The organism is Methylobacterium haplocladii, from assembly GCF_007992175.1.
In the GTDB taxonomy this organism is placed as follows: domain Bacteria; phylum Pseudomonadota; class Alphaproteobacteria; order Rhizobiales; family Beijerinckiaceae; genus Methylobacterium; species Methylobacterium haplocladii.
Genome location: NZ_BJZT01000032.1, coordinates 84,343 through 105,247, shown reverse-complemented (window position 1 = coordinate 105,247; position 20,905 = coordinate 84,343). Strand labels below are relative to the sequence as shown.

30 protein-coding genes are annotated in these 20,905 nt (G+C 64.2%); 20 read left to right on the top strand and 10 right to left on the bottom strand.

Annotated elements, in window-relative coordinates:
* The 11 genes from MHA02_RS15245 to MHA02_RS15195 all read left to right on the top strand — a co-directional run.
* Positions 1-1,130, top strand: a 1,130-nt coding sequence (locus MHA02_RS15245) for a phage portal protein (RefSeq protein ID WP_147080121.1), incomplete at its 5' end; no start/stop codon positions are given.
* Positions 1,130-2,587, top strand: coding sequence for a hypothetical protein (locus MHA02_RS15240; protein ID WP_147080119.1), 1,458 nt, complete (start codon positions 1,130-1,132; stop codon positions 2,585-2,587). The genes MHA02_RS15245 and MHA02_RS15240, both read left to right, overlap by 1 nt.
* Before the next feature lie 99 nt (positions 2,588-2,686).
* Complete coding sequence (locus MHA02_RS15235) at positions 2,687-4,216, top strand: hypothetical protein (protein ID WP_147080117.1); 1,530 nt, start codon at positions 2,687-2,689, stop codon at positions 4,214-4,216.
* 82 nt (positions 4,217-4,298) lie between these two features.
* The gene (locus MHA02_RS15230) at positions 4,299-4,556 is read left to right on the top strand and encodes a hypothetical protein (RefSeq protein ID WP_147080115.1); all 258 of its coding nucleotides are present in this window, start codon (positions 4,299-4,301) and stop codon (positions 4,554-4,556) included.
* Between the two features lie 12 nt (positions 4,557-4,568).
* Positions 4,569-5,192, top strand: coding sequence for a head-tail connector protein (locus tag MHA02_RS15225; protein ID WP_147080113.1), 624 nt, complete (start codon positions 4,569-4,571; stop codon positions 5,190-5,192).
* A 7-nt stretch (positions 5,193-5,199) separates the two neighbouring features.
* A complete protein-coding gene (locus MHA02_RS15220) occupies positions 5,200-5,562 on the top strand; it encodes a hypothetical protein (RefSeq protein ID WP_147080111.1) in 363 nt (120 codons plus the stop codon).
* Between the two features lie 3 nt (positions 5,563-5,565).
* Positions 5,566-6,021: a hypothetical protein gene (locus tag MHA02_RS15215; protein ID WP_147080109.1), complete on the top strand. Its 456-nt coding sequence runs from the start codon at positions 5,566-5,568 to the stop codon at positions 6,019-6,021.
* 1 nt (position 6,022) lies between these two features.
* Complete coding sequence (locus MHA02_RS15210; protein WP_147080108.1) at positions 6,023-6,913, top strand: hypothetical protein; 891 nt, start codon at positions 6,023-6,025, stop codon at positions 6,911-6,913.
* Positions 6,914-6,924: 11 nt separating this feature from the next.
* On the top strand, positions 6,925-7,128 hold the full coding sequence (locus tag MHA02_RS15205; RefSeq protein ID WP_147080105.1) for a hypothetical protein: 204 nt from the start codon (positions 6,925-6,927) through the stop codon (positions 7,126-7,128).
* Between the two features lie 72 nt (positions 7,129-7,200).
* Positions 7,201-8,769: a phage tail sheath C-terminal domain-containing protein gene (locus MHA02_RS15200; RefSeq protein WP_147080104.1), complete on the top strand. Its 1,569-nt coding sequence runs from the start codon at positions 7,201-7,203 to the stop codon at positions 8,767-8,769.
* 93 nt (positions 8,770-8,862) lie between these two features.
* Positions 8,863-9,303: a hypothetical protein gene (locus tag MHA02_RS15195; RefSeq protein ID WP_147080102.1), complete on the top strand. Its 441-nt coding sequence runs from the start codon at positions 8,863-8,865 to the stop codon at positions 9,301-9,303.
* Here MHA02_RS15195 and MHA02_RS15190 read toward each other — a convergent pair.
* Together MHA02_RS15190 and MHA02_RS15185 are read right to left on the bottom strand one after the other, a co-directional pair.
* Positions 9,290-9,637: a HigA family addiction module antitoxin gene (locus tag MHA02_RS15190; RefSeq protein ID WP_373318396.1), complete on the bottom strand. Its 348-nt coding sequence runs from the start codon at positions 9,635-9,637 to the stop codon at positions 9,290-9,292. The genes MHA02_RS15195 and MHA02_RS15190 overlap by 14 nt on opposite strands.
* 84 nt (positions 9,638-9,721) lie before the next feature.
* Positions 9,722-10,480: a thermonuclease family protein gene (locus tag MHA02_RS15185; protein ID WP_244612425.1), complete on the bottom strand. Its 759-nt coding sequence runs from the start codon at positions 10,478-10,480 to the stop codon at positions 9,722-9,724.
* A gap of 203 nt (positions 10,481-10,683) precedes the next feature.
* Here MHA02_RS15185 and MHA02_RS15180 point away from each other — a divergent pair, with 203 nt between their 5' ends.
* The 3 genes from MHA02_RS15180 to MHA02_RS15175 are packed head-to-tail and all read left to right on the top strand — an operon-like array spanning position 10,684 to position 11,723.
* On the top strand, positions 10,684-11,109 hold the full coding sequence (locus MHA02_RS15180; protein ID WP_210245075.1) for a hypothetical protein: 426 nt from the start codon (positions 10,684-10,686) through the stop codon (positions 11,107-11,109).
* A 26-nt stretch (positions 11,110-11,135) separates the two neighbouring features.
* Positions 11,136-11,282, top strand: coding sequence for a hypothetical protein (locus tag MHA02_RS22240; protein WP_170249291.1), 147 nt, complete (start codon positions 11,136-11,138; stop codon positions 11,280-11,282).
* Between the two features lie 3 nt (positions 11,283-11,285).
* The gene (locus MHA02_RS15175; protein ID WP_147080096.1) at positions 11,286-11,723 is read left to right on the top strand and encodes a hypothetical protein; all 438 of its coding nucleotides are present in this window, start codon (positions 11,286-11,288) and stop codon (positions 11,721-11,723) included.
* Between the two features lie 94 nt (positions 11,724-11,817).
* Here MHA02_RS15175 and MHA02_RS15170 read toward each other — a convergent pair whose 3' ends face one another.
* Entirely contained in the window at positions 11,818-12,393 is a 576-nt protein-coding gene (locus tag MHA02_RS15170; RefSeq protein WP_147080094.1) for a hypothetical protein, read from the bottom strand.
* 97 nt (positions 12,394-12,490) lie between these two features.
* On the opposite strand from MHA02_RS15170, the gene MHA02_RS22235 reads away from it, so the two are divergent.
* The gene (locus MHA02_RS22235) at positions 12,491-12,634 is read left to right on the top strand and encodes a hypothetical protein (protein ID WP_210245074.1); all 144 of its coding nucleotides are present in this window, start codon (positions 12,491-12,493) and stop codon (positions 12,632-12,634) included.
* Between the two features lie 53 nt (positions 12,635-12,687).
* Here MHA02_RS22235 and MHA02_RS15165 read toward each other — a convergent pair whose 3' ends face one another.
* Together MHA02_RS15165 and MHA02_RS15160 are read right to left on the bottom strand one after the other, a co-directional pair.
* Complete coding sequence (locus MHA02_RS15165) at positions 12,688-13,185, bottom strand: hypothetical protein (protein WP_170249287.1); 498 nt, start codon at positions 13,183-13,185, stop codon at positions 12,688-12,690.
* A gap of 11 nt (positions 13,186-13,196) precedes the next feature.
* A complete protein-coding gene (locus tag MHA02_RS15160) occupies positions 13,197-13,589 on the bottom strand; it encodes a hypothetical protein (RefSeq protein ID WP_147080090.1) in 393 nt (130 codons plus the stop codon).
* 180 nt (positions 13,590-13,769) lie between these two features.
* On the opposite strand from MHA02_RS15160, the gene MHA02_RS22900 reads away from it, so the two are divergent.
* Together MHA02_RS22900 and MHA02_RS15150 are read left to right on the top strand one after the other, a co-directional pair.
* Entirely contained in the window at positions 13,770-13,922 is a 153-nt protein-coding gene (locus MHA02_RS22900) for a hypothetical protein (RefSeq protein ID WP_308620018.1), read from the top strand.
* A 297-nt stretch (positions 13,923-14,219) separates the two neighbouring features.
* Positions 14,220-14,726: a hypothetical protein gene (locus MHA02_RS15150; protein ID WP_147080086.1), complete on the top strand. Its 507-nt coding sequence runs from the start codon at positions 14,220-14,222 to the stop codon at positions 14,724-14,726.
* 77 nt (positions 14,727-14,803) lie between these two features.
* Here MHA02_RS15150 and MHA02_RS15145 read toward each other — a convergent pair whose 3' ends face one another.
* Entirely contained in the window at positions 14,804-15,250 is a 447-nt protein-coding gene (locus MHA02_RS15145) for a hypothetical protein (RefSeq protein ID WP_147080084.1), read from the bottom strand.
* A 21-nt stretch (positions 15,251-15,271) separates the two neighbouring features.
* Between MHA02_RS15145 and MHA02_RS15140 the strand changes: the two genes are divergently transcribed.
* Positions 15,272-17,791, top strand: a complete 2,520-nt coding sequence (locus MHA02_RS15140) for a hypothetical protein (protein ID WP_147080082.1) — start codon at positions 15,272-15,274, stop codon at positions 17,789-17,791.
* A 217-nt stretch (positions 17,792-18,008) separates the two neighbouring features.
* On the opposite strand, the gene MHA02_RS15135 is transcribed toward MHA02_RS15140, so the two are convergent.
* The 4 genes from MHA02_RS15135 to MHA02_RS22995 all read right to left on the bottom strand — a co-directional run bounded on the left by MHA02_RS15135 (position 18,009) and on the right by MHA02_RS22995 (position 19,742).
* Positions 18,009-18,311 carry a hypothetical protein gene (locus MHA02_RS15135; protein ID WP_147080080.1) on the bottom strand — a complete coding sequence of 101 codons (303 nt, stop codon included), beginning with the start codon at positions 18,309-18,311 and terminating at the stop codon, positions 18,009-18,011.
* A complete protein-coding gene (locus tag MHA02_RS15130; protein WP_147080078.1) occupies positions 18,311-18,616 on the bottom strand; it encodes a hypothetical protein in 306 nt (101 codons plus the stop codon). Before MHA02_RS15130 ends, MHA02_RS15135 begins: the two co-directional genes overlap by 1 nt.
* Positions 18,617-18,751: 135 nt before the next feature.
* Entirely contained in the window at positions 18,752-19,507 is a 756-nt protein-coding gene (locus tag MHA02_RS22380; RefSeq protein ID WP_174804677.1) for a hypothetical protein, read from the bottom strand.
* Complete coding sequence (locus tag MHA02_RS22995) at positions 19,494-19,742, bottom strand: DUF4160 domain-containing protein (protein ID WP_147080076.1); 249 nt, start codon at positions 19,740-19,742, stop codon at positions 19,494-19,496. Before MHA02_RS22995 ends, MHA02_RS22380 begins: the two co-directional genes overlap by 14 nt.
* A 180-nt stretch (positions 19,743-19,922) precedes the next feature.
* On the opposite strand from MHA02_RS22995, the gene MHA02_RS15115 reads away from it, so the two are divergent.
* Both MHA02_RS15115 and MHA02_RS15110 read left to right on the top strand, forming a co-directional pair.
* Positions 19,923-20,681 (top strand): hypothetical protein, encoded by a 759-nt coding sequence (locus MHA02_RS15115; protein WP_147080074.1) that lies wholly within the window; start codon positions 19,923-19,925, stop codon positions 20,679-20,681.
* A gap of 4 nt (positions 20,682-20,685) precedes the next feature.
* Positions 20,686-20,901, top strand: a complete 216-nt coding sequence (locus MHA02_RS15110) for a hypothetical protein (protein WP_210245073.1) — start codon at positions 20,686-20,688, stop codon at positions 20,899-20,901.
* Positions 20,902-20,905: the final 4 nt, after the last annotated feature.

Below are 20,905 nucleotides of genomic sequence, written 5' to 3'. Positions count from 1 at the left end.
GCAAGATGCTCGGGCGGGCCCGACAGCATGATCGCGACACCCGCATCGACGCCGTCGAGAAGATGTTGCGCAAGCCGGACGGTGTCACACCGTTCGCGACCTGGATGCGCATGCTCGTCGAGGACCTGCTGGTGCTTGATGCGCCAGCGATCGAGCGGCGCCGGAATCGCGGCGGTGAGCTGATCGGCCTCGACGTGGTCGACGGCGGCACGATCAAGGTTCTGGTCGACGAGCGCGGCCGCCGGCCCATGATGCCGCTCCCGGCTTACCAGCAGGTCATCAAGGGTGTCCCGTGGGCCGACCTCACGAGCGACGACCTGATCTATGCCCCGCGCAATCCGCGGTCCAACCACCTCTACGGCTACAGCCCCGTCGAGCAGATCGTCGTCACACTGACGACGGCCATGCGCCGGCAGGCCACGCAGCTCGCCTACTTCACCGAGGGCAACACGCCGGCTGGCTTGCTGAGTGCGCCCGAGGGCTGGACGCCCGAGCAGATCAAGGACTGGCAGTCCTGGATGGACGCCAAGCTCAGCGGACAGACCGGCGAGCGGTCCAAGCAACTCTGGGTTCCGAAGGATACCAAGTACCAGGCCTTCAAGGACGCCCCGATCAAGGACGAATTCGACGAGTGGCTCGCCCGCATCGTCTGCTTCGCCTTCAGCCTGCCGCCGACCCCGTTCGTGAAGCAGGTCAACCGGGCCACCTCGGACAACGACGCCGAGCAGAGCGAGGAACAGGGGCTCGCCCCGTTGCTGCTCTGGGCCAAGCGCATGCTCGACAGTGTCGTCCAGGACGACCTCGGCCACCCCGATCTCGAATTCGAGTGGAACCCGGCTCGCGAGATCGATCCGAAGGTTCAGGCCGAGATCGACGATAAGAACCTCCGCAACGGCTCCGAGACCATCGACGAGGTGCGTGAGCGCCGCGGCCAAGGTCCCGTGCCGGGCGGCAACAAGGCTCGGATCTACATCGCGCAGGGTGCGATCGAGATCGAAGCCAACGACGCCGCGGTCATCGCGAGCGCCGAGGCCGCAGCGCGCGCCGCCCAGCCCCCCGAAGTCGATTCTGGGAATGGCGACGACGAAGACCCGGACATCGATCCCCCTGAGGGTGACGAGGACGCCTGATGCGCTTCTTCCTGTCCTTGCAGAAGGCCGACGAGAACGACAACGGCACCCTGACGGTGACCGGGATCGCCTCCAGCGAAGCCACGGACGCGGCCGGCGAAACCATCACCGCCGACGCGATCCGGGACGCCCTCCCCGACTTCTTCGCACACGGCTCCGGGCCGCTGCGCGAGATGCACCAGCTTTCGGCCGCCGGCACCGTCGACGTCGCCGAGGTCGGTGACGACGACCGGACCGTGATCACGGCCACCGTCGTCGATCCCGTCGCGATCCTGAAGATCAAGAGCGGGACCTACAAGGGCTTCTCCATCGGCGGGAAGGTCCTCGCCCGGGATCCCGCCAAGCGCAAAACCATCACCAAGATCCGCCTGAACGAGATCAGCCTCGTCGACCGCCCGTGCAATCCGGAAGCGGTCTTCGACGTCTGGAAGGCCGATCACGAAGAGGACGATTCCATGAAGGATTCCGCTGGCGCAGACACTGCGCCCGACGCCGCCGCGGCGGTGAAGGAGACCGGTGTCGCGCCTGCGGCATCCCCGGGCGAGGCCGTCGCCAAGGCCCTCGAGGCAGCCGCGGCCGCTCAGACCGCGACCGCCACGGTCGAAGCGCCGAAGGCCGATGTGGCCGCCGTCACCGAAGTGGCCAAGCCAACCGTCGACGGCGCGGTGGACGCTCCGTCCCCGGACAAGCCCGTCGATGGCGAGGTCGCCAAGACGGGGCCCGAGACCGTCGCGGTTGTCGAGAAGGCGGATGCCACCAGTCCCGTCGACGCGCTCGCGCGTGCCGCCGCTGCCGTCGACGCCCTCGAAGCCAGCGTTAGCAAGGCCGCCGGTGCCGACGATCTGGCGAAGGGCATGTACACGGTCCAGCGCTTCTCGGACGTAATCTCGTCCATCGCGTCCATCGTGTCGTCCTGTGCCTGCGAGGCCGATTACGAGGGCGACAATAGCCCCGTTCCCGCCAAGATGCGCTCCTGGCTCGTCGCCGGCGCCGCCCTCTTCAAGGAGATGGCGATCGAGGAGATCGACGAGCTCGTCGCCGAGGTCACCGCCAAGAAGGCCGCGGCCAGCGAGGCGCTGTCGAAGGCCGCCGACGCCGAGGCCCTGACCAAGGCCGAACACGATTCCCTGCTCGCCAAGGTCGCCGAGCGCGACGAAGCCCTCGTCAAGCTCGCCGACCGCGTCGAACCGCTCGCCAAGGCCGTGGAGGGTCTGACCGCCCGCCTCGCCAAGGTCGAGGCCGAGCCCGCCCCGGCGAAGACCGCCGGGACGTTCGCCAAGGCCGACATCACGCCCGTCTCGAAGGAGCAGGACGTGATCGGCAGCCCTGCCGCTTCCGCGGCACCCAGCCTGTCCACGGAAGACGTCAGGAAGGCCCTCGACGAGATGTCGGAGGAGGACCGCACCCTGGCCCTGCTGAAGGCAGCGCACGCTCGGCCGATTTCCGTCAGCCGCTGATCGCCCCGCTACCCTGACCCGCCTCCCCGGTCACCCGGGGCCGACCGCGCAGCCGCCTTTCGGGGCGGTTTTTTTGTGCCGACAAGGATCGCACGACCCATGACCGCCAACACCGACGATCTCATCAAGGCCGCCCTGCAGGCCCCGAGCGAGGACATCGCCCGCTCCATCCTGTCCGCCGCCGGCATGTCGAACGACGAGCTCGCCAAGAGCATCACCACGCAGACCGGCCTCGTCGCCTACGACCTCCAGGCCCCGGCGAAGAACCTCTACCCGGTCAACACGCCGATCCGGAACCGCCTGCCCCGCGTCGGCGGCGGCATCGGCGTCGCCACCAACTGGAAGGCGATCGATCGCATCATCGGCTCCGGCTACGACGCCCAGGGCTGGGTGCCGGAAGGCCAGCGCTCCGGTCAGATGAGCTACGCCACGTCGAACAAGGCCGCCTCCTACGTAACGATCGGCGAGGAAGACGGCGCCAGCTTCGAGGCGATCAACGCCGGTCGCGGCTTCGAGGACGTCAAGGCGCGCATGACCATGCGCATGCTACAGAAGATGATGCTGAAGGAGGAGAACGCGCTCCTCGGCGGCAACGCGACTCTGCAGCTCGGCACGCCGTCTGCTCCGGTCGCCTCGGCCTCCGGCAGCACCGGTGCGATCGCCGCCGCGACCTACTCGGTCATCGTCGTCGCCCTCTCGTTCGAGGGTTGCCGTGGCGCGTCGATCGCCAACGGCATTCCGACCACCAAGGTGATCAACGGCGCTGACGGCAAGACCTTCACGCTCTACGGCGGCTCCTCGAACAAGTCGGCCGCCGGCAGCGTCGCGGTGACGTCGGGCCAGAGCATCCTGGCGTCCGTCGCGCCGATCATGGGTGCCATGGGCTACGCTTGGTTCGTCGGTCCGTCCGGCTCCGAGGTGCTGCAGGCGATCACCTACATCAACTCGGTCTCGCTCTCGACGCTGCGCACCGGCACCCAGCCGGCGACCGCCATCACGGCCGACAACTCGGCGAACCCGAACCTCGCCTTCGACGGCCTCCTGACCACCGCCTTCAAGGCCGGTGCGAACGGTGCCGCCTATGTGAACCAGCTCGCCACCGGCACCGCCGGCATCGGCACCAAACTGACCTCTTCGGGCCGCGGCTCGTGCAACGAGGTCGACGCCATGCTCCAGGGCATGTGGGATGCCTACCAGGTCTCCCCGTCGGTTCTGTACGTGAACAGCCAGGAGACGACCGGCCTCACCAACGCCGTCCTGACCGGCAGCTCCGCTCCGCTCCTGCACTACATGCAGGATCCGCAGAGCGGCGGTGTGAAGGCCACGGCCGGCGGCACGATCGAGTACTACTTCAACCCGTACTCGACCGAGGGCGGCAGCAAGATTCCGGTGAAGATCCACCCGGCTCTGCCCCCGGGCACGATGATCGGCTGGGCCGAGAACCTGCCGATCCAGTACCAGGCGAACGAGGTTCCCAACGTCGCCGAGGTGAAGGTCCGCCAGGACTACTACGAGATCGATTGGCCGATCACGACCCGCCAGCGCCAGGTCGGTGTCTACGCCGAGGAAGTCCTCGCCGTGTACGCCCCCTTCGCCATGGGAATCGTGACGAACATCGCAAAGGGCTGATCGCGGCTTCGCCGCCCGATCACCTGTCTCCATCAACGAGCCGGGCGGCATCCGCCGCCCGGTCTCGCAACGCGAGAATCGCATGCCCCGCCGCAATCCAAACCGCTCCGCCGCAGCCACCCAGGCCGACGTCGAGCCCGTCGTCGTTCCCGAAGGCTTCGCTGCGGTCGAGCACGACGATCCAAACGCCTCCGTGACCGTCGACGGCGTGACCTATGCCGCAAACGACGAGGGCTGGACGTTCGCGCCCATCGGCGTGCTCGTCGCCATCGCCCCGCACGGCTTCCGGTTGGTCGATCTCGGCGAAACCGCACCCACCGACGAACCGCCCGCCGCCTAAACGGACGCCGCGATGGCCGATCCCACGCCCCCGGCCATCGAGCCCGGTCCCGCCGACCTCACGACGCTTGCGGTGGCCTACGGCTATCTCGGCATCCCAGCCGGCACCGACGATGTCGGGCTGCAGCTTGCGATCTCGGCCGTTTCGGAGCGCATCGCGACATGGTGCTCACGCTCCTTCGTCCTGACCGAGCATACCGAGACGTATGACGGGTCCGGCAACCCGCGGCTGCTGATGCGAAACTTCCCGATCACGGCGATCGCCTCGCTCGAGATCGAGGGCCGTCCGGTCTCGGCACGCTCCAACCCGCATGGACCCGGCTACGTTCATGACGGCCGCCGCACCCTCGACGTCTACGGCTACACCTTCCCCCGCGGGCGCCAGAACGTCAGCGTGACCTACACGGCGGGCTATGCGCGGATCCCGGCCGACCTCGTCATGGCCTGCCTCGACTGGCTGAAGACCGGGTATCTGGCGCAGGACCGGCCGGCCGATCTCGTGGCCCGGAAGGCGGGCGACCACGAAGAACGCTTTGCCGCGCTCGGTGGCGTCGTGCGGATGGGCGGCAAGTCGATCCCGATGCCGCCGAGCGTCTACGCGGTGCTCTCCCAGTACCAAGACACCCTGCCGGCGTGAGGGCATCATGAGCTGGTGCTACCCGCGCAAGATCACCATCACCCGCCCCGAGGGCGACGCCGTCGCTGCGCCGGGTTTGCAATCTGGCTACGGCGGTCTCGATCGGGACGGCGAAATCACCGTCTTCCAGGGCCTGCCGGCCTCGGTCCAGCATGCCACCTCCTCCGGTCGCCCGGCGGCGAACGTCCCGGCCGACGCCCAGAGCGCGACCGTGTGGGACATCTTCATACCGCGCCGTGCTGCCCCGCCGATGGGCGCGATCGTCAACCGCGACGTCGTCATCGACGATCTCGGCAACCGGTACCAGGTCATCGCCAGCTACCCCCATCCCATGGGCTTCACGCTGCGCACCGAACGCCTTGAGGCCTGAGCGATGCGGATCTCGATCAATCGCGGCGACCCCGGCTTTCGCCCCGGGATTCTCTCTGGCCAGCCGCGCGAGCGCTACGACGTGTTCCTCGACGGCGTCAGACTGGGCGCCGTCGTCACGGCCGATGAAGACGAAGGCCTCGTCCGGGTTCTGATCCAGGACGACGATGGTTGGCGACACCAGGCCGGCGAACTGGTCCACGAAGAGATGCGCGGCGAGGTCGCCATCGTCACCCTCGGCGCCCGGGTCCTGCCGAACGGCTGGGTCGTCTCCGTCGTCCACGAGACCGGCGGGCACGCCTACAGCATCGCCGCTTGGCCCGCAGCCGACTCCGTGATCCAGCGCTCGGCCGAGCGGCGCTGGTTTCACGAGGGCGGTGCCATCACGGTCTACGAAGCCGTCGAGGTCCGCACCGCACTCGCTGCCATCGAAGCTGCACCGCCACCGGACGCATCCTGACATGGCGGACCTCTCCGACGTCGTCGACGCCATCGCGGCGCTGCTCGGTTCGGCGCTCTATCCGGACGGCGCGGACCGCGCCTCCGCCATCGATGCCGACGTCTACATCGTGAAGGGCTGGCCGCTGCCGGCCGATCTCGACCGCGTCGTTGCCGGCGTGAAGACGGGCGAGGCGCGCGGCGTCTACGTCTCGGTGTTTCCGCCGCCGAATCTCGAACGGGTCACCACCCGCGCGCTGCCGCAATGGCTGCGCGTCTCGCCGCCGGCCCAGACGCTGAGCGTCGCGACGACCGAGACCACACTGACGATCGGCGGCACCGTTGCCGTGCCGCAGACCGTATCGGTCTCCGTGCGGGATCGCGGATTCGCCTATGCGGTCCAGGCGGCCGACACGCCGGCCACCATTGCGACGGCACTCGCCGCGTTCATCGTAGCCGCCGACATCCCGGCCACGGCCGCTGGCGCGGTGGTTACGATCCCCACGGCCTACCGGCTGACGGCACGTGTCGGTTCGGTCCAGCGGCTGGCGAAAGAGGTCGAGCGCTCCCAGCGCGCGATCATGACGACGATCTGGGCGCCGAGCCCGGATCTTCGGAAGGCCGCCGGCCGCATCGTGCGGTCCCGGCTCGCCGACACCTCGGATCTTGCCGGCTGTCATAATCGCTTCCTGCCGCTCTGCGACGGCTCGGCGGCCTGGATCAGTTACGACCACACTACCGACGTCGACAACGAGCAGAAGGCCGGGATCTACCGGCGCGACATCAGCCATTGGTTCGAGTTCGGCGAGTACCTGACCGTCGATGCGACGGAGGTCCTGATCGCCTCGGCCGGGCGACCGGCCATCATCCCCCCTGCCCTGCCCACCGACCCGACCACCTTCGTGCTCGGGTAGAGGATACCTTCATGGACTTCGATCTCGTCGTCATCTCGCCGGTCGCCGGCTACGAGGCCGGTCAGCGGATTTCGGATCCCAACAAGGTCGCGGCGATCATGGCCGACCGCGAGCAGGCTGCGCACGTCGTGAAGGTCGCGCCCGCGAAGGCCGCCGACGCCTCCGTCGAGCCGGCGCCCGACACAAAGACCGACAAGGCGGCGAAGGCCTCCTAAGCCCCGCTCCTCCTAACCCTCCCCTGTATCCAGGCCCTGCGCGAGCGGGGCTTTTTCTTTTGGAGAAGCGCCGTGGCGATTTTCTCGGCCGGACAGCTCAACACGACCGCGCTCGTGACGCCCGGATTGTACATTTCCATAGTCGAACCGCAGCTACTCCTGCTGAACGGCGTCCCGACGAACATCGGCGGGCTCATCGGTACCGCGATCTGGGGTCCGGTCGGCCGCGCGGTGCTGGTCTCGGATCCGTCCGGCTTCAAGCCGAACTTCGGGCCGGCCCAGAACCGCAAGTACGACATGGGCACCTTCGTGTCGGTCGGCTCCAAGCAGGGTGCCGCCGGCGCCTATGCCTGTGTCCGCGTCACCGACGGCACCGACCTCGCCGCCACCGCCACCGTGCAGACGAACTGCCTGACCCTGACGGCGCGCTACACCGGCACGGGCGGGAACCAGATCAGCTTCCTGGTCACCAGCGGCTCGGCCCCGGGCACGCTCCGCGCGATCGTCGCCCTGCCCTTCCTGGGTTCGGAGGCCTTCGACAACCTGCCCGCCACCGGTGCGGCCTTCTGGCCGGCCCTCGCCTCGGCCATCAACAACGGCCAGAGCATCTCGCGCGGCGCCTCGCAGATCGTCGTCGCAGCGGCCGGCGTCGGCACCACGGCCCCGACCCAGAACACCAAGGTCACGCTGGCCGGCGGCACCGACGGCGCCTCGGGTGTCACGGCACAGACCCTCGTCGGCACCGACACGACCCCGCGCTCCGGCATGTTCGCCCTGCGCAGCGTCGGCTGCTCGGTGGCGGCGCTCTGCGACTGCACCGACGACACCACGAATGCCACGCAGATCGCCTTCGGCCTGTCCGAGGGTGTGTTGATGATCGGTGTCGGCACGCCGGGCGAGTCGCTCACCACGGCGGTCTCGGCCCGCAACGACGGTGGCATCGACTCTTACGCCTTCGAGCGCCTCGTCGGCGACTGGATCCTGTTCTACGACGAGGCCAACGGGCTCAACCGCTACGTCTCGCCCCAGGCTTTCGAACTCGGAAAGCTCGTCAACCTCGCGCCCCAGTTCACCACGCTGAACAAGCCGATGCAGGGCATCATCGGAACGCAGCGGTCCGCGACCGGCGCGACCTATTCCGACGCCGAGCTCCAGTTGCTCGGCTCGAACGGCCTCTCGCTGATCTGCAACCCGATCCCGGCCGGCAAGGTGTTCGGCAACCGCTTCGGTCGCAACACCTCCTCGAACGTCGGCATCCACCAGGTCGCTTACACCCGGCTGACGAACTACATCGCCAAGACGCTCGACGCCGGCATGGGGAAATACGTCGGTGAACTGCAGAGCCGCCAGGCCGACGACTCGACCCGCGCCCGCGCTTCGGCGACGCTGAACGCCTTCCTCGGCTCGCTGCAGGGCGAGAAGATGATCGATGACTTCCAGGTCATCTGCGATCTTTCGAACAACCCCGTGAACCGCATCGCCGCCGGCTACCTGAAGGCCGCGGTGAAGGTCGTCTACCTCGCGGTGGTCGAATACTTCCTCATCGACATCGAGGGCGGTCAGACCGTGCAGATCACCCGCACGCAGAACCAGCCGACCGGCTTCAACTTCGCCGTCATCACGACGTCGCTCGCGGCCTGATCGGCGCCGGCGCCACGGCGGCGCCGGCCCTCCCCTGCCCGACGAGCCTTCCGCCTTCTTCCGATCGACCTCCGAGTCCGGAGCCCATAATCCATGTCCTCGTTCGGCACCTTCAACACCGGGCACGACGTCGCGTTCGAGATCGTCGATCCTGCCACCGGCGTTCCGCTTTCGATCCCGATCAAGACCGGTTGGGACAAGAAGCAGCGCACCGAGCAGGTGAAGTCCCGCCCGCTCAACGGGCCACCGATCTTCGAGGAGGATCCCGACGGCTGGGAAGGCTCCTGCGACATCGACCGGTCGAACTCCGTCGTCGACGACTGGATCGCCACCCGCGAGGCCGGCTTCTATTCGGGCCAGACGATCCGGCAGGCGACGATCCTGGAGACCATCCAGGAGGTCAACGGCGGCTTCACGCAGTGGCGCTACATCGGCTGCGCGTTCAAGCTGTCCGATGCCGGCAAGGCCGAGCGCGGCAAGACCGTCGTGCTCAAGCTCGACTGGTCGGCCTCGACCCGCATCAAGGTGCAGTGATCGGCTGATCGGACCCGTCGGCTTCGCGCTTCAGAGGCTCGATCGCGGCCAACTCGTCCCCAATGGCACGCTTTGCCATCTCGACCTCGAACTTGCGCTGCAGGTTGAGCCACAGATCGGCACTGGTGTTGAAGTAGCGGCCGAGCCGCAGCGCGCTGTCGGCCGTGATGCCCATCTCCTCGCGCGCGATTCGCTCGATCCGGGTCCGCGGGACCCCGCAGGCCTTGGCCACCTTGTAGGGACTGAGGCGCAGCGGGAGCAGAAACTCCTCGCGGAGCACCTCGCCGGGGTGCATCGGCGGCAGAACGGTGTCGGTTTCGTACTCGATGGTCACGGATCGCCCCGATGAGATCCCGGGCAGATGGTATCATCCACCGATGCCGAAAGTCTACGCGCCTGGAGACACGGCGCTCACCACTCAACCGCGAGGCGGTCGCCAACCGGCCGCCTTCGCTTCGTCCTCGGAACAGAACATCCGCTCGCCCGATGACTCTGTGATCACCGTCTTCTCGTAGCTGCGCGAGCCGGGCAGGTGGTAGATCCGATCGCCGCCTCGACTGATGTTGCCCTTGATATCGCAGGCCCCGGCCGTGTGAACGGGCGGGGGCACAGTTTGCCCCTCCGGCCCGATCCGTTCGCCCTTCCGCCAGTCCCACGGCGGCGTGAACGCACCCTGCCAGATCCCACGCCGAGCGGCCTTCGCGGCCTCCTCCTGCCCGACGTAGGCTGTCGAGTACTTCCGGTAGGCCATGCCGAGCCCCTGCTCGACGAGCCATCCGTTCAGGTCGAGCGCGTTCAGCGAGCAGATCGCGACAGTACGGCCGTAGCGGTCGGTGGTAACGGGTTCGCAGGAGACGTTGCCGGCGCCGATCTTGTCGGCCAGGGCGAGCGACGCCTTCTGCCCGCAGCGGTAGTCCTTCCCGCCGGCATCCTGGCAGAGTTGTGCGCTCTCGGGCGTGTCGACGCCCTGTAGCCGGAATCGCTGCCCCCGGATTTCGATCGTGTCGCCGTCGATCACCGACGCGCGACCGACGATCGGTTCGGCGCGGGCGCTACCGGCGCCGATGACCGCGGCGACGATGCCGATGACCGCCGCCGAAGTGCCCCGCCACATAGTGTCGTCCCCTGCTGTTGGTGCTCCAGTCTGAGCGGCTGTGACAGTGCCGGGGATGCCCATGGCACCCTTGGGCATTCAGCATGCCGGGCGTCGCTTGCGCGGGCGCCGGCGCCACCAACCATAGCGCTGCGATCGCCGCCAGCGCGCCGTACATCATTCGCCGCATCGAAATTCCTTGCCCGAGACAACCGGACCCTCGGACGGTTTCACGCGCGCGTCGACACCTTTCCTCCACCGAAGCAGGCTGAGACACAGTTATGGGCGTGAAGATCATCCAGGCCGGCGAGACCGCGGCACCCGAGACCGGCCCGGTGGCGCCGGCTGTGCAGACGCCGACTCCGTCTCAGACCATCGTGGCGGCGGCGCCGTCGAAAAAGGTTGCCGAGATCGAACTGTCGAGTGGCCGAACCTTCACGGTTCGCAAGCTCGGCCCACTGGATCGGATGCTCGCCTCGAAGGCAATCGGTTCCGAGCATGTCGTGAACGCGCTGTACGCGAACTATGCGATGATCGCCTGCTCGGTGACCGCCATCGATCGGCAGCCGGTCTCCATGCCGTCCTCGCAGAGCCAGATCGAGGCTCTCGTGTTCCGCATTGGCGAGGACTGGGACGAGCTCACCGACGAGATGGGCAAGGTCTTCAAGACGGCCGAGCCCGACACCTTCGATCCGGACGCGGTAAAAAACTGACCGAGGACCCCGAGCTGCAGGAGTGCATGGCGCTCGTCAGTGCCGGGGTCCCGTTCGATGTGGCGTTCAGCCTCGACAGCACGATGCGGCAAGCTCTCGTCATCACCCACGGCAAGAACCGGGGCGGCGAATTCGACTGGGGCTCATGGTCCTGGCGCAGGCAAGACGGATGATCGATGGCGCGCACGTTCTCGTCGATCGGTGCGTTCGTCGGCTTTATGCGCGGCCGCGTCGCTACCCTGCCGGCCGCTCAACGCCGCGGGCTCGAACAAGCTTCGGAGGTCGTTCTCGATGAGGCAAAGCGGCTGCCCGGGACCTACCAACCCGGGTGGCCAGCCTTGCAGAGCGAGACCGTGGCTCGAAAAGCCACGGGCGATAGCCCACTGCTCGAAACCGGCGCCATGCGCGATGCCTACGCGCGCACCGTTGTGAGCGACCACGAAGCCGCCGTGGGGTCCGACGATCCGAAGGCGACGTGGCAGGAGTTGGGAACCTCCCGCGGGATCCCGCCTCGCCCGGTCCTGAAGACAGCTGCTGTCCGCAAGGAGGGCGAGGTTCACCGCATCCTCGGCGAAGCCGTGTTCCGGCACCTGAGCGGAGCGACAAACCGCTGATGTGGAAAAGGGCCGGCGAAAGCCGGCCCTTTTCACCCCTACCGAACCACGCCTTGCCGAGGCATGCCGCGACCCGCCTTGCCCTACCGGGCTATCACAGCGTCTCCACTGTGAACCTTCCAAACCGCGGCCTCCAATCGCCGATGCCGACGATGGTGCCTGCGGTTCTAACCATTCCCGCGACGTCCGCCCGGTTCAATTGACCCGGCAGGAAGTCAACGAAGATTTCTGACGACCACTCCCGAAAGATCGGGCGGGTCCGCATCACACGGGCCTGTCCGACACGAACGCCGGCAACGAGGCGGAAGCGGTCGTCCGCCCACAGCTCCTCTGCCCCTCTGGGGCCGTGGTACTCGACCCGGTGGTTGCCGTCCGAAAGGATGCCGGCCTTGGCCTGCATGCCGCGCTTGTTCTTTTTGGCCGCCGCGATCAGGACCGCTTCGATCAATTCGCCGGGGATGCAAGGACCATCGTCGCCGACATAGAGGCCGCCCAGGAACTCGATACGGGCCATCTCCTCGAAGTCAGCGTCCGTCTTGCCGCGCTTTCCCGAGACCGCCTTCAGCGCCTTCGCAAACGAGTCCAGCGGGTTCGCCAAGCGACCGTTGTGCATGACCAGGGGCGACACGCCGGTGAGCCGAAATCTTAAACGCTCGTAGTCCTGGGACATCGTTCTTCTCCAGATTGCCGGGGGCCAGCCGAGCGACTGCGGTCACGTCATACTGACGGGTCGCGTACAGGCGGCGGCGGATGATGGTGGTGATCGCGTGGTGGCAGCCCTCGGGGCCGCCACAGAGCGTCGTCAGGTCGTCGACCGTCTCGCTGCCCAGCGGGGTGCCGTAGCGCCGGTGGTGAACCTCAAGATTGTCGGCGGTATCGCAGCCCCGGCAGCGGAATCCGTCGAGGGCTAGCCTCAGCCGGCGCAGCTCGGCCCATCGTGGGGATGCAAGGTATTCCTCGTAGGTCACGCCGTAGCGGCCACGGCCAAGATGCCGTCGACGAGGGCAACGAGGACGTCCTCATCGTACTCGCGGCTCTTCGGCGCTTCCCAGGCCTGCCGCGATTCGAACTGGCAGACACGGGCAAGAACAGCGATTCCATCCAGAGTCTTGGGTTGGATCGCGATGATTTGCTCGCCCAGCTTGCCGCAGGCGTCGTGGAGTTCGTCGTCCCTCTCTAGCGCCGCGTTGAACGGCTCAATTAGCTGCGAGTGGAGCGCTGCGTAGGCTTCAGCGTCGAGCCCCTTGAACCGCCCAGCCGACTTAGCGGCCTGGAGCGCCTGGGTATGGGCCTCGTCAGCCGCGAAGTAGGCCCGGACGTGGGCTTTGTGCGCCGCCACGGCGGCATCGAAGCGCCTGCCGAGGTCGAGCAGGGCCGCGTCAAGATGAGGCTGACCCGCACACAACGGCCCAGTCAGCGGTACCGCAATAAGGGCCGTGAGGATTGCTCTCCGATTTTGCATAGCTCCCTCCCTCAAGCCGCAATCGCGAAGTTCAGGGCGGCCGTTAAAGCGAGCTTTTGTTGATACCGCTCCATCGCGGCCTGAGGGCCAAGCGCGTAGCTTGAGGAAAGGCCTACCGCGTGAGCCGGAGAGGAAAGTGCCTCGATAGAGCGCCTCAGGGCATCGGCCCCGAAACCGACAAGACGAACAGTCTCACGGGCTTCCGCCCACGCGGCTTTTAGAGCCGACGCGAAACATGCGCGGCCGATCGAACGGAACGGGGTGCGGGGGTAATTGTAGCGCTTGCGGAATAACTCCCAGGCCCTGGCCATGATGTTTGCGCGCAGGGGGGTGGGGATCTTTGCATTCACGGGCATCGGCGCGATCCTCTTAGTGGTAAGGTCGCTTTCATTTGCAGCGGCCATGAGCTAAATTGGCTCATGGAGGCGCCCGTGTCAACCAATTTAGCTCACGCTAGACCAAATATGGGTCATTTAGCTTTTATGGTCACCGGGGCCCAGATTCGGATGGCACGCGGCTACCTTCGGTGGTCCGTAAGGGATTTAGCGGATACCTCTGGGGTGTCCCCCGCAACAATCAAACGGATGGAGGAGAGCGAGGGGGTTCCCAAGGCTATCACCGACAATCTGGCAAAGGTTGAGAAAGCGCTTGCGGAGGCTGGGCTCGAGTTCATCGCAGAGAACGGCGGGGGGCCGGGCGTCCGGCTGAAGGCGCCCGTCCTGGGAATACAGGGCTGAGGCATGCGGTGATGCGGCTAGATTTAGGTGAAATATCAAGACTGGCGAAGGAAACATCTCGGGATGTTTTGGGTAAGTTTGTCCCAATATCGACAGCAATAGCGGGCGCTCAAACATCCGATGGGTCCGATGCGCTCAAAATAACTATTGTGTACCCAGAGGCAAACGCCGACGACTTTGGAGGAACACAACTGCTCAATATCATCAGTAGGATGAAAAGCGAGTTACACAGGGCCGGTGAGGACCGTGTGCCACTAGTTAGCTTTGCCCGAATGGAAGATTGGATAGAGCTTCAGCGTGATCGAACCCGCACATTTGGTTGAGCAGGCCGAACGCCTGCTCGCTGTGCTGCCTGGGCAGGAACGACCGCGCTTGGCTGACAGATGTAGAGCAGTATCGGCTACCTATTATGCCGTGTTCCATGCCGGTCTGAAGGCGGCCGCCGACCAGTCCGTCGGAGAGGATAAAAGAGGCAGCAGCCTTTATAGCTTGGCTTACAGATCAATAGATCACGGCAAAATGAGGTCTCTTTGTGTTGAAATAAAAAAGCAGAATCCAAGCCAGAAATACAGCAGGTATTGGCCGGCAGGCGGATTTGATGCGCAAATAACCGGGTACGCCGACGCATTTATTGACCTATATGAACAGCGTATGCTAGCCGATTATGACCCATCACACGTCTTAACTGTGTCAGAAGTCGAGCACTTTATTCTTATTGCAAAGTCGGCGTTGACCGGGCTTGAGGCCGCTAGCGAAGATAGCAAAACGGCCTTTTTGACGCTTTTGTTGTTTCCGCCTCGATAATTCATTTCCGTCCATTGCCGCAGCCAGGGCATCGGGTGATCCGCTAAGACTTTAATGTTAGTCGTCTGACTAATAAATTAGCGGAAACTCAAAGTATCGGCGATGATACCCTGCTGATATTGTACCGTGCCACCGCTACCCTGCACCGACAATCGGCACATAGGCGAGCAGCCTAGAAGCCGCCTGCGTTGATCCCGCGGCACGCGCTCGACATCAAGGAAGACCGGACTGACATCGCCCGCTTGGATCGACAGCAGCGCTCCGCCGGCAAACGGCATGGCGAGACCTTCGACCTCGACCTTTTTTCCTTGTAGCGATGCCTTGTCGGTCTTCCAATCGATCAAGGTCATTTTCTCGTAGGCACCCACCTGCGCCACCGGCGCGGGCCCAAGACCATCGAAGCATTTCAGCCGCTCCAGGCTGTCCGCAACGGTACGGCATTGCGCCCAGCCCTGCTGGGTCTGCGCGGCCGCTGGGGGCGCCAGTATGATCGCCGCAAGAACGGCGAGCCATAACCCCTTCATGACTTCTCCCCGGGGTACGCCGTGAGCGACGTGTATCGCATCCAGACGAGCATGACGCTCGCGGGCAATCTCGTGCCCGAGATGACGCGCCTGCTCAAGACCCTGAGCGATGTCGACTCTAAAACCAAATCCGTTGAGAAATCGTTCGGTCGCTGGGTCTCGCCCCTGAACCGCGCTGCGTCCGCCGCCGGCCAACTGAACCGCGAACTGTCGAAGTCCTCCTCCGCCGGCCAAAAGATCGAGCGCGAGGTCGCGCGGATCTCGCGTGCCATGTCTGGCTTGAAGGGTGGCAACGGTCTGGACCGTGAAATGCAGCGCTGGGCCAGCGCCATCGGCAAGCCCATCGCCGAGATGCGCGTCATGCGCCGCGAGACCCAAGGCGTCGCTTCAGCGGCGCGGGGTGTCACGCAGTCGATCTCGGGTTGGACGAGCCGGATCAATTCGGCGGCCGGCGCCATGCGTCGCCTGCAGTCAGCCGCGAGCAATGTGAACTTGCCAACGCCCGTCCGGGGTGGCGGCGGGGCCGGGGGCGCTGGCACCGGTGCCGGGCGCGCCACGCGTGGCAGGGGGCATGGCCGGCGCAGTCACGGAACGCATGGTCTCGTCGGCCATGAAGGCTCGGCACTTGCAAGCGTCATTGGGGTCTCCGGCGGGGTCCATACGCTCTCTGAGGTCATCGAGACCGGCGTCGATATGCGCCACATTGAACTCGGCATGCGGCAGACCGGAGCTAGCCCAGCGCAGATCGATCATGCCAAGGAACTTTCATATAAGGGTTCGCAACAATTTCCTAATCTATCCCCTGTCGAGATCTTCGAGCACATCAACGATCTCCGCGGTATTCTTGGCGACATCGACAAAGCAATTCACGAAGCGCCAGAATTGCTACCAGAGTTCTCGGCACTGAAGGCCAAAGCCGGCAATCACGGCGCTAAGAACGCTGTAAACGAGATTTACACGGCCGTGAAATCGGCTGAAACAGCTAACGAGATTACCTCGGAGGGGGTCAAGAAGCACGCCAACTCGCTGATGAGGTTGGCCTTCTGGTACGGCGACAAGCTCAACCCATCGAACTACTTTACCGCACAGAAAAACGGCGGTCAGATGCTAAATCTGACCAGCGACCACTTTCGCTACGGCGCCTTCGCGGCGCTTTCGCAGGAAATTGGACAGCGCGCCGGTACCCAGTTCGCGACCTTCGCGGCAAAGGGTGTCGGTGGCTTGCGTATGCTGGGCTCGGGGCTCACTGAAGCCTACAAATATAATCTTCTTCAAGAACCAACTGTCACTTGGAACAAGAAACACACGTTAGTCCAGCCGGGTGCTCAATTTTCAGATGTGGGCTTGGACGGAAAAACTTATGACCGGGCCAAGGACCCGGATCTATGGCTTTACAACAACGTCATTCCGAAGCTCAAAGCGGGTGGCGTCAATACTGATGACAAGACCGATCTGCTTCGTACCCTCGGTAAAATTTTTACCGACAAGAACGCCTACGGATTTTTGTTCGAATTGGCGCAGCAAAAAAGTAAGATCGAAAAAGACTTCGCCGGGTACGATAAGACTTCCGGCGATACCACGGCCTATAGGCGCGACGACCCCTATGCGGCTCTGCAGGGCACCAAATCGCAGGGCGGCGCAGTGGCGACCGCACTCTCGGAGCCAGCAATCCCAAACCTTGTCGACAACCTTAACCGCTTGAACGCAGCGCTTGGAGGCGTGGCAAACACACTAGAGAAGCATCCAGTCGCAGCCGAGACGGCGATGGGCGCCACGGCCGCTGTTGTCGGTGGTGCGGCAGCTGCGGGTATTGCAGCACTAGCTATTGCCGCCGTCGGCACGCTCAGCCTTCCAGCGCTGGCTGTCGGTGCCGGTGCGGCTGTCACCATCGCCGCCGTCACGCTTCCGTGGGATAAGATCGCAGGCGAGCCAGCTCGCAAACTTGCCGACACTCTATCCGAGCAGCGCCGAAAAAGTACCACGCCATTCGAGTTCGGCGGTCCCGACGGATTCATGACGGGCGGTGGTGAAAACCCGCGGCGTCACATCGGCACCGAAGGGCTGGGCCTTTCGACGGAGAATATCGAAGCGGCCAAGCAGCGGCTCGCGTCTACGGCAGCTGGTGCGGTCTCCACGCTCAATGAGGCTGCGTCTGGCGCTCAGAAGGCGGGGCAAGCGGCGCAAGGCGCTGGCGGCCCGCTGAACGCGCTTGCGGGTTGGATCGGCGGGGTAGCGGCTGCTGCTCGTGCCGCGATCGGAAGCGCAAGCGCCAAACCGGCGGGCGGCGCCGATCTCGGAAGCGGCGCGTCCGGCGGCGGTGGCGGTGGCGGTGCGACACCCGGCAAATCGAGCTCCCTGATCTACAAGGGGCGTTCCGCCCCGATCCAGGTTGCCAGCTCGGTGCATCTCGACGGCCGCACGGTCGGTCGGTCCGTGACGCACCATCAGGTCGCCGAAGCGAACACGAGAAACGGGACCGGTTCGTTCGACGATTCGACGCTGAAAACGCCGGTAGGGTACGGCGGTCGCGTCCTAGCCTGACGGCGGCCGTCCCTCTCGTACACCGGGAGGGACAAACACACCCTCTGTCTTGCCCAGCCGCTGGACCGATCCTAGGCTCGAGATCTAGCTAAGGCACGGCCGGCCAAGGCGGGGTACCGCGGGGCGGGGTTTGTTGAGGCGAGGCAAGGGTGAAAGGGCTGGCTCGCGCCGGCCTTTTCCATTTTCTTCATGTCCATGACTTCGTTGCACCACACATCTAAGACGATGATGTTCGACCAAATACGAAGCCGAGCGTTAAGGTGATAAAACCACCTATAAGCGAAAGTACGTCTTTCTTTGATAGACTGCTGCTATCGGTGCCCCAAATCAAAACCCCCGCAAACATGAGGCAGAAAGCTATCAGCGCAAAGCCAGCGATATTTCCGGGTTTTTCGGTGGCGAGACCAAAGATCAAACCCATTAAACCGCGCTCAAGTTTTCGCGTATTGTGCTCGGCTTCCGTTTCAATTACACGGGTTGCCAAAGTTTTGTCAGGCGGAAGATCTAGACGGACAGCCATTAATGATGACCCAGTGTATAAAAAACCTGCCTAATGTGGGTACCTTGCTGCTGAACACGGATTGAGATCATTAACGGCCTACCATTATAATCGCCGATCATTGAACTAGTACTGACCATTTTATCAGTGTTAAAGTAGGCTCGAATATGATTTGTGCCAACCTTTTCATATGGCGGCCCATCTTTATCAATCATAAGCTCAAACACATTTCCTTCAATTGTAAACTTTACATCTCGACCGGAATCGACAAGCAGTACACCGCTCGCCAGAACCTTAAGTTCGCCCACTTCAATTGTAAGCTGCACGATTGAGGTATCCTAATCTAGTATATCATCCTACCCCAAATGGGTAATGTCTCAGTCTTTTCTAATCGCCGTCTAAGGTGCGTAGAAGAATATCATCGCGGTGCCCGGCGGTGAGAGATCGGTCGGTCATGGCTATTATCTAATTTTATCAAGATTTAATTTAGCACGCCTTGTGCCAGTTACATTTCCCGAACCTACCTTAATCGTACCGCCTTTAACTATCACTTCAGGTTTCTCACCCGGTGGTACATAATAGCCTTCTATCACCCCCCCATCTTTGATAATCACGACATTACTGTCCCAGGCCGCGGTAGCTTGAGCCACGCAATCGAAGTTGTTATTCCCGTCAGTTATAACACAGTTGTGCAATCCTATCTTAGTAAGCGTGTTGCCGGCAGATAAATAATTATTTATATCATCTACTGCTTTGCGCTCTTCGATATATTTACAAGCGAGGGAGATATATCTCGGAATCTCCCGCCCTTTGGCGTAGTATGACACCTGACGACGACCGATCCCGAGCTGCCCAGCTGCGGCATCTAGTGTGAGCCTGTTGCGCTTCAGAAATGCTGCAAAATCGACATTGGTCATCGTTTCGTTGGCAAGGCGCTCCAACGTCGTCCCAGCGACCGCCAGATCATCGTTATCACCCCACTCGATGGCCTCGCCGTACTCGGCCACGCGCACGGTTGCGAAAAGACGGCGGTCATCGCGCAACGGAATGAAGACCTTGTAGGTCAGGATCACTGGGGCGAGGTCGATGAGGATTTGCTGGCCGGCTCGATGACCATCGGCCCAGGTGATAAGGACGTCGTAAGGACCGTTGCCAACCTCTACGGCCCCGATCGACGGAATAGGATCCCCGGCGCGGATCATGTCACGATCGCTCATTGAGGTTCCTCCAAGCTTCTTCGAGGGCTTCGCGATTCACGGCGGCCCAAGTCACCGCCTCCGCGAACACCTTCCGGGGGCATTCTCCGACATCAAGCGATAGCGTCTCGAACAAGATCGTTGCCTTAAACCCGCGCCCGATCACATGGAAATGCGGCGGCGGATGATCGTCAGCGAAGACGCAAATCTTGAATTGGTCGAAGCGCTTTAACGTCGGCACATTCCCGCCTCCCATCCCTAAAATAGCGCACCACGTGCGCTATTACAATGTGCGCGCCGGTGGCCTGTTATGGCTGCGCCTCCGTCTAGTCGCCAAGAGTTCCTTGACGTATAAGGGACCCTACGAACGGCCCCGCGCAGATTTCTGCCGGGGCCGTTGCCGTTTCTGCGTCCACCCCTCGCCTCGGGAGGGGCCATGGCCAGTTCCACCGTTTCGATCGGCGGCATCACGCTGCGCGGCCATGAGGTCCCGTCGAAGATCCCGTTCGGCGGCAAGCAGCGGATCGCCAAGAACGTCCTCATCGGGGGCAAGCGCGTCCCCGACGCGATGGGCTTCGAGTTCTGCGACGCGAAGTGGGAGGGCCGGTTCCGCGGTGCAGACGCCAAGGCCCGGGCGCTCGCCATCAACGCGATGGCGAAGCGCGGCTCCCAGGTCCCGCTGTCGTGGGGCGGCCTCTACTTCACGGTCATCGTCGAGGAGTTCGAGGCCGACTATCAGCGCGAATTCGATCTTCCTTATCGGATTACCTGCTACGTCGTCGACGACGGCGGTTCGGCGGCTGAGGACATCGGATCGAGCATCGGCTCCCTGATCGGCGCCGACATCGCTTCGGCCCTTCCGTTGGCCGCCCTGGCCGGCGGCCTCGTCGGCGATGCGATGTCGGGCCTGTTCTCGGCAGTTAACGCAGTCGGCAGTCTGGCCGACATCCCGCTGTCGCGGGTCGGGCCGCTGCAAGACACGGCCTCGGTCGCTGTCGCCACGCTCGACACCGCGATCGCCGCCGGGGATGCCGCGATCACCGCAGCAGCGGCGCCGGACCCGAACGCGCTCCTGGCGCCGGGCTTCGCGGCCTCCGTCACGGGCGCACTCGCGGCGATCCAGGCTCAATCGAACCTGACCACGCTGCGCGGCGGCGTCGGTCGACTCTCCGCGAACCTCTCCTTGATCGGGTAGCCCGGTGCAGATCCAGGTCGGCCGCAACGCCCGTGTCGTCACGGTCTCCGGCGGCAACCTGTACGAGATCGCCGCCCGCGAACTCGGCGACCACACCCTCTGGGCCCGCATCGCGCGCCTCAACGGCCTGCGCGACCCCTTCCTCACCGGCGTCGTCACGCTGGTGCTGCCGGATCGGCCCCCGAAGGGCCAGACGACCAGTGGCGTGATCGGGGCCTGAACCG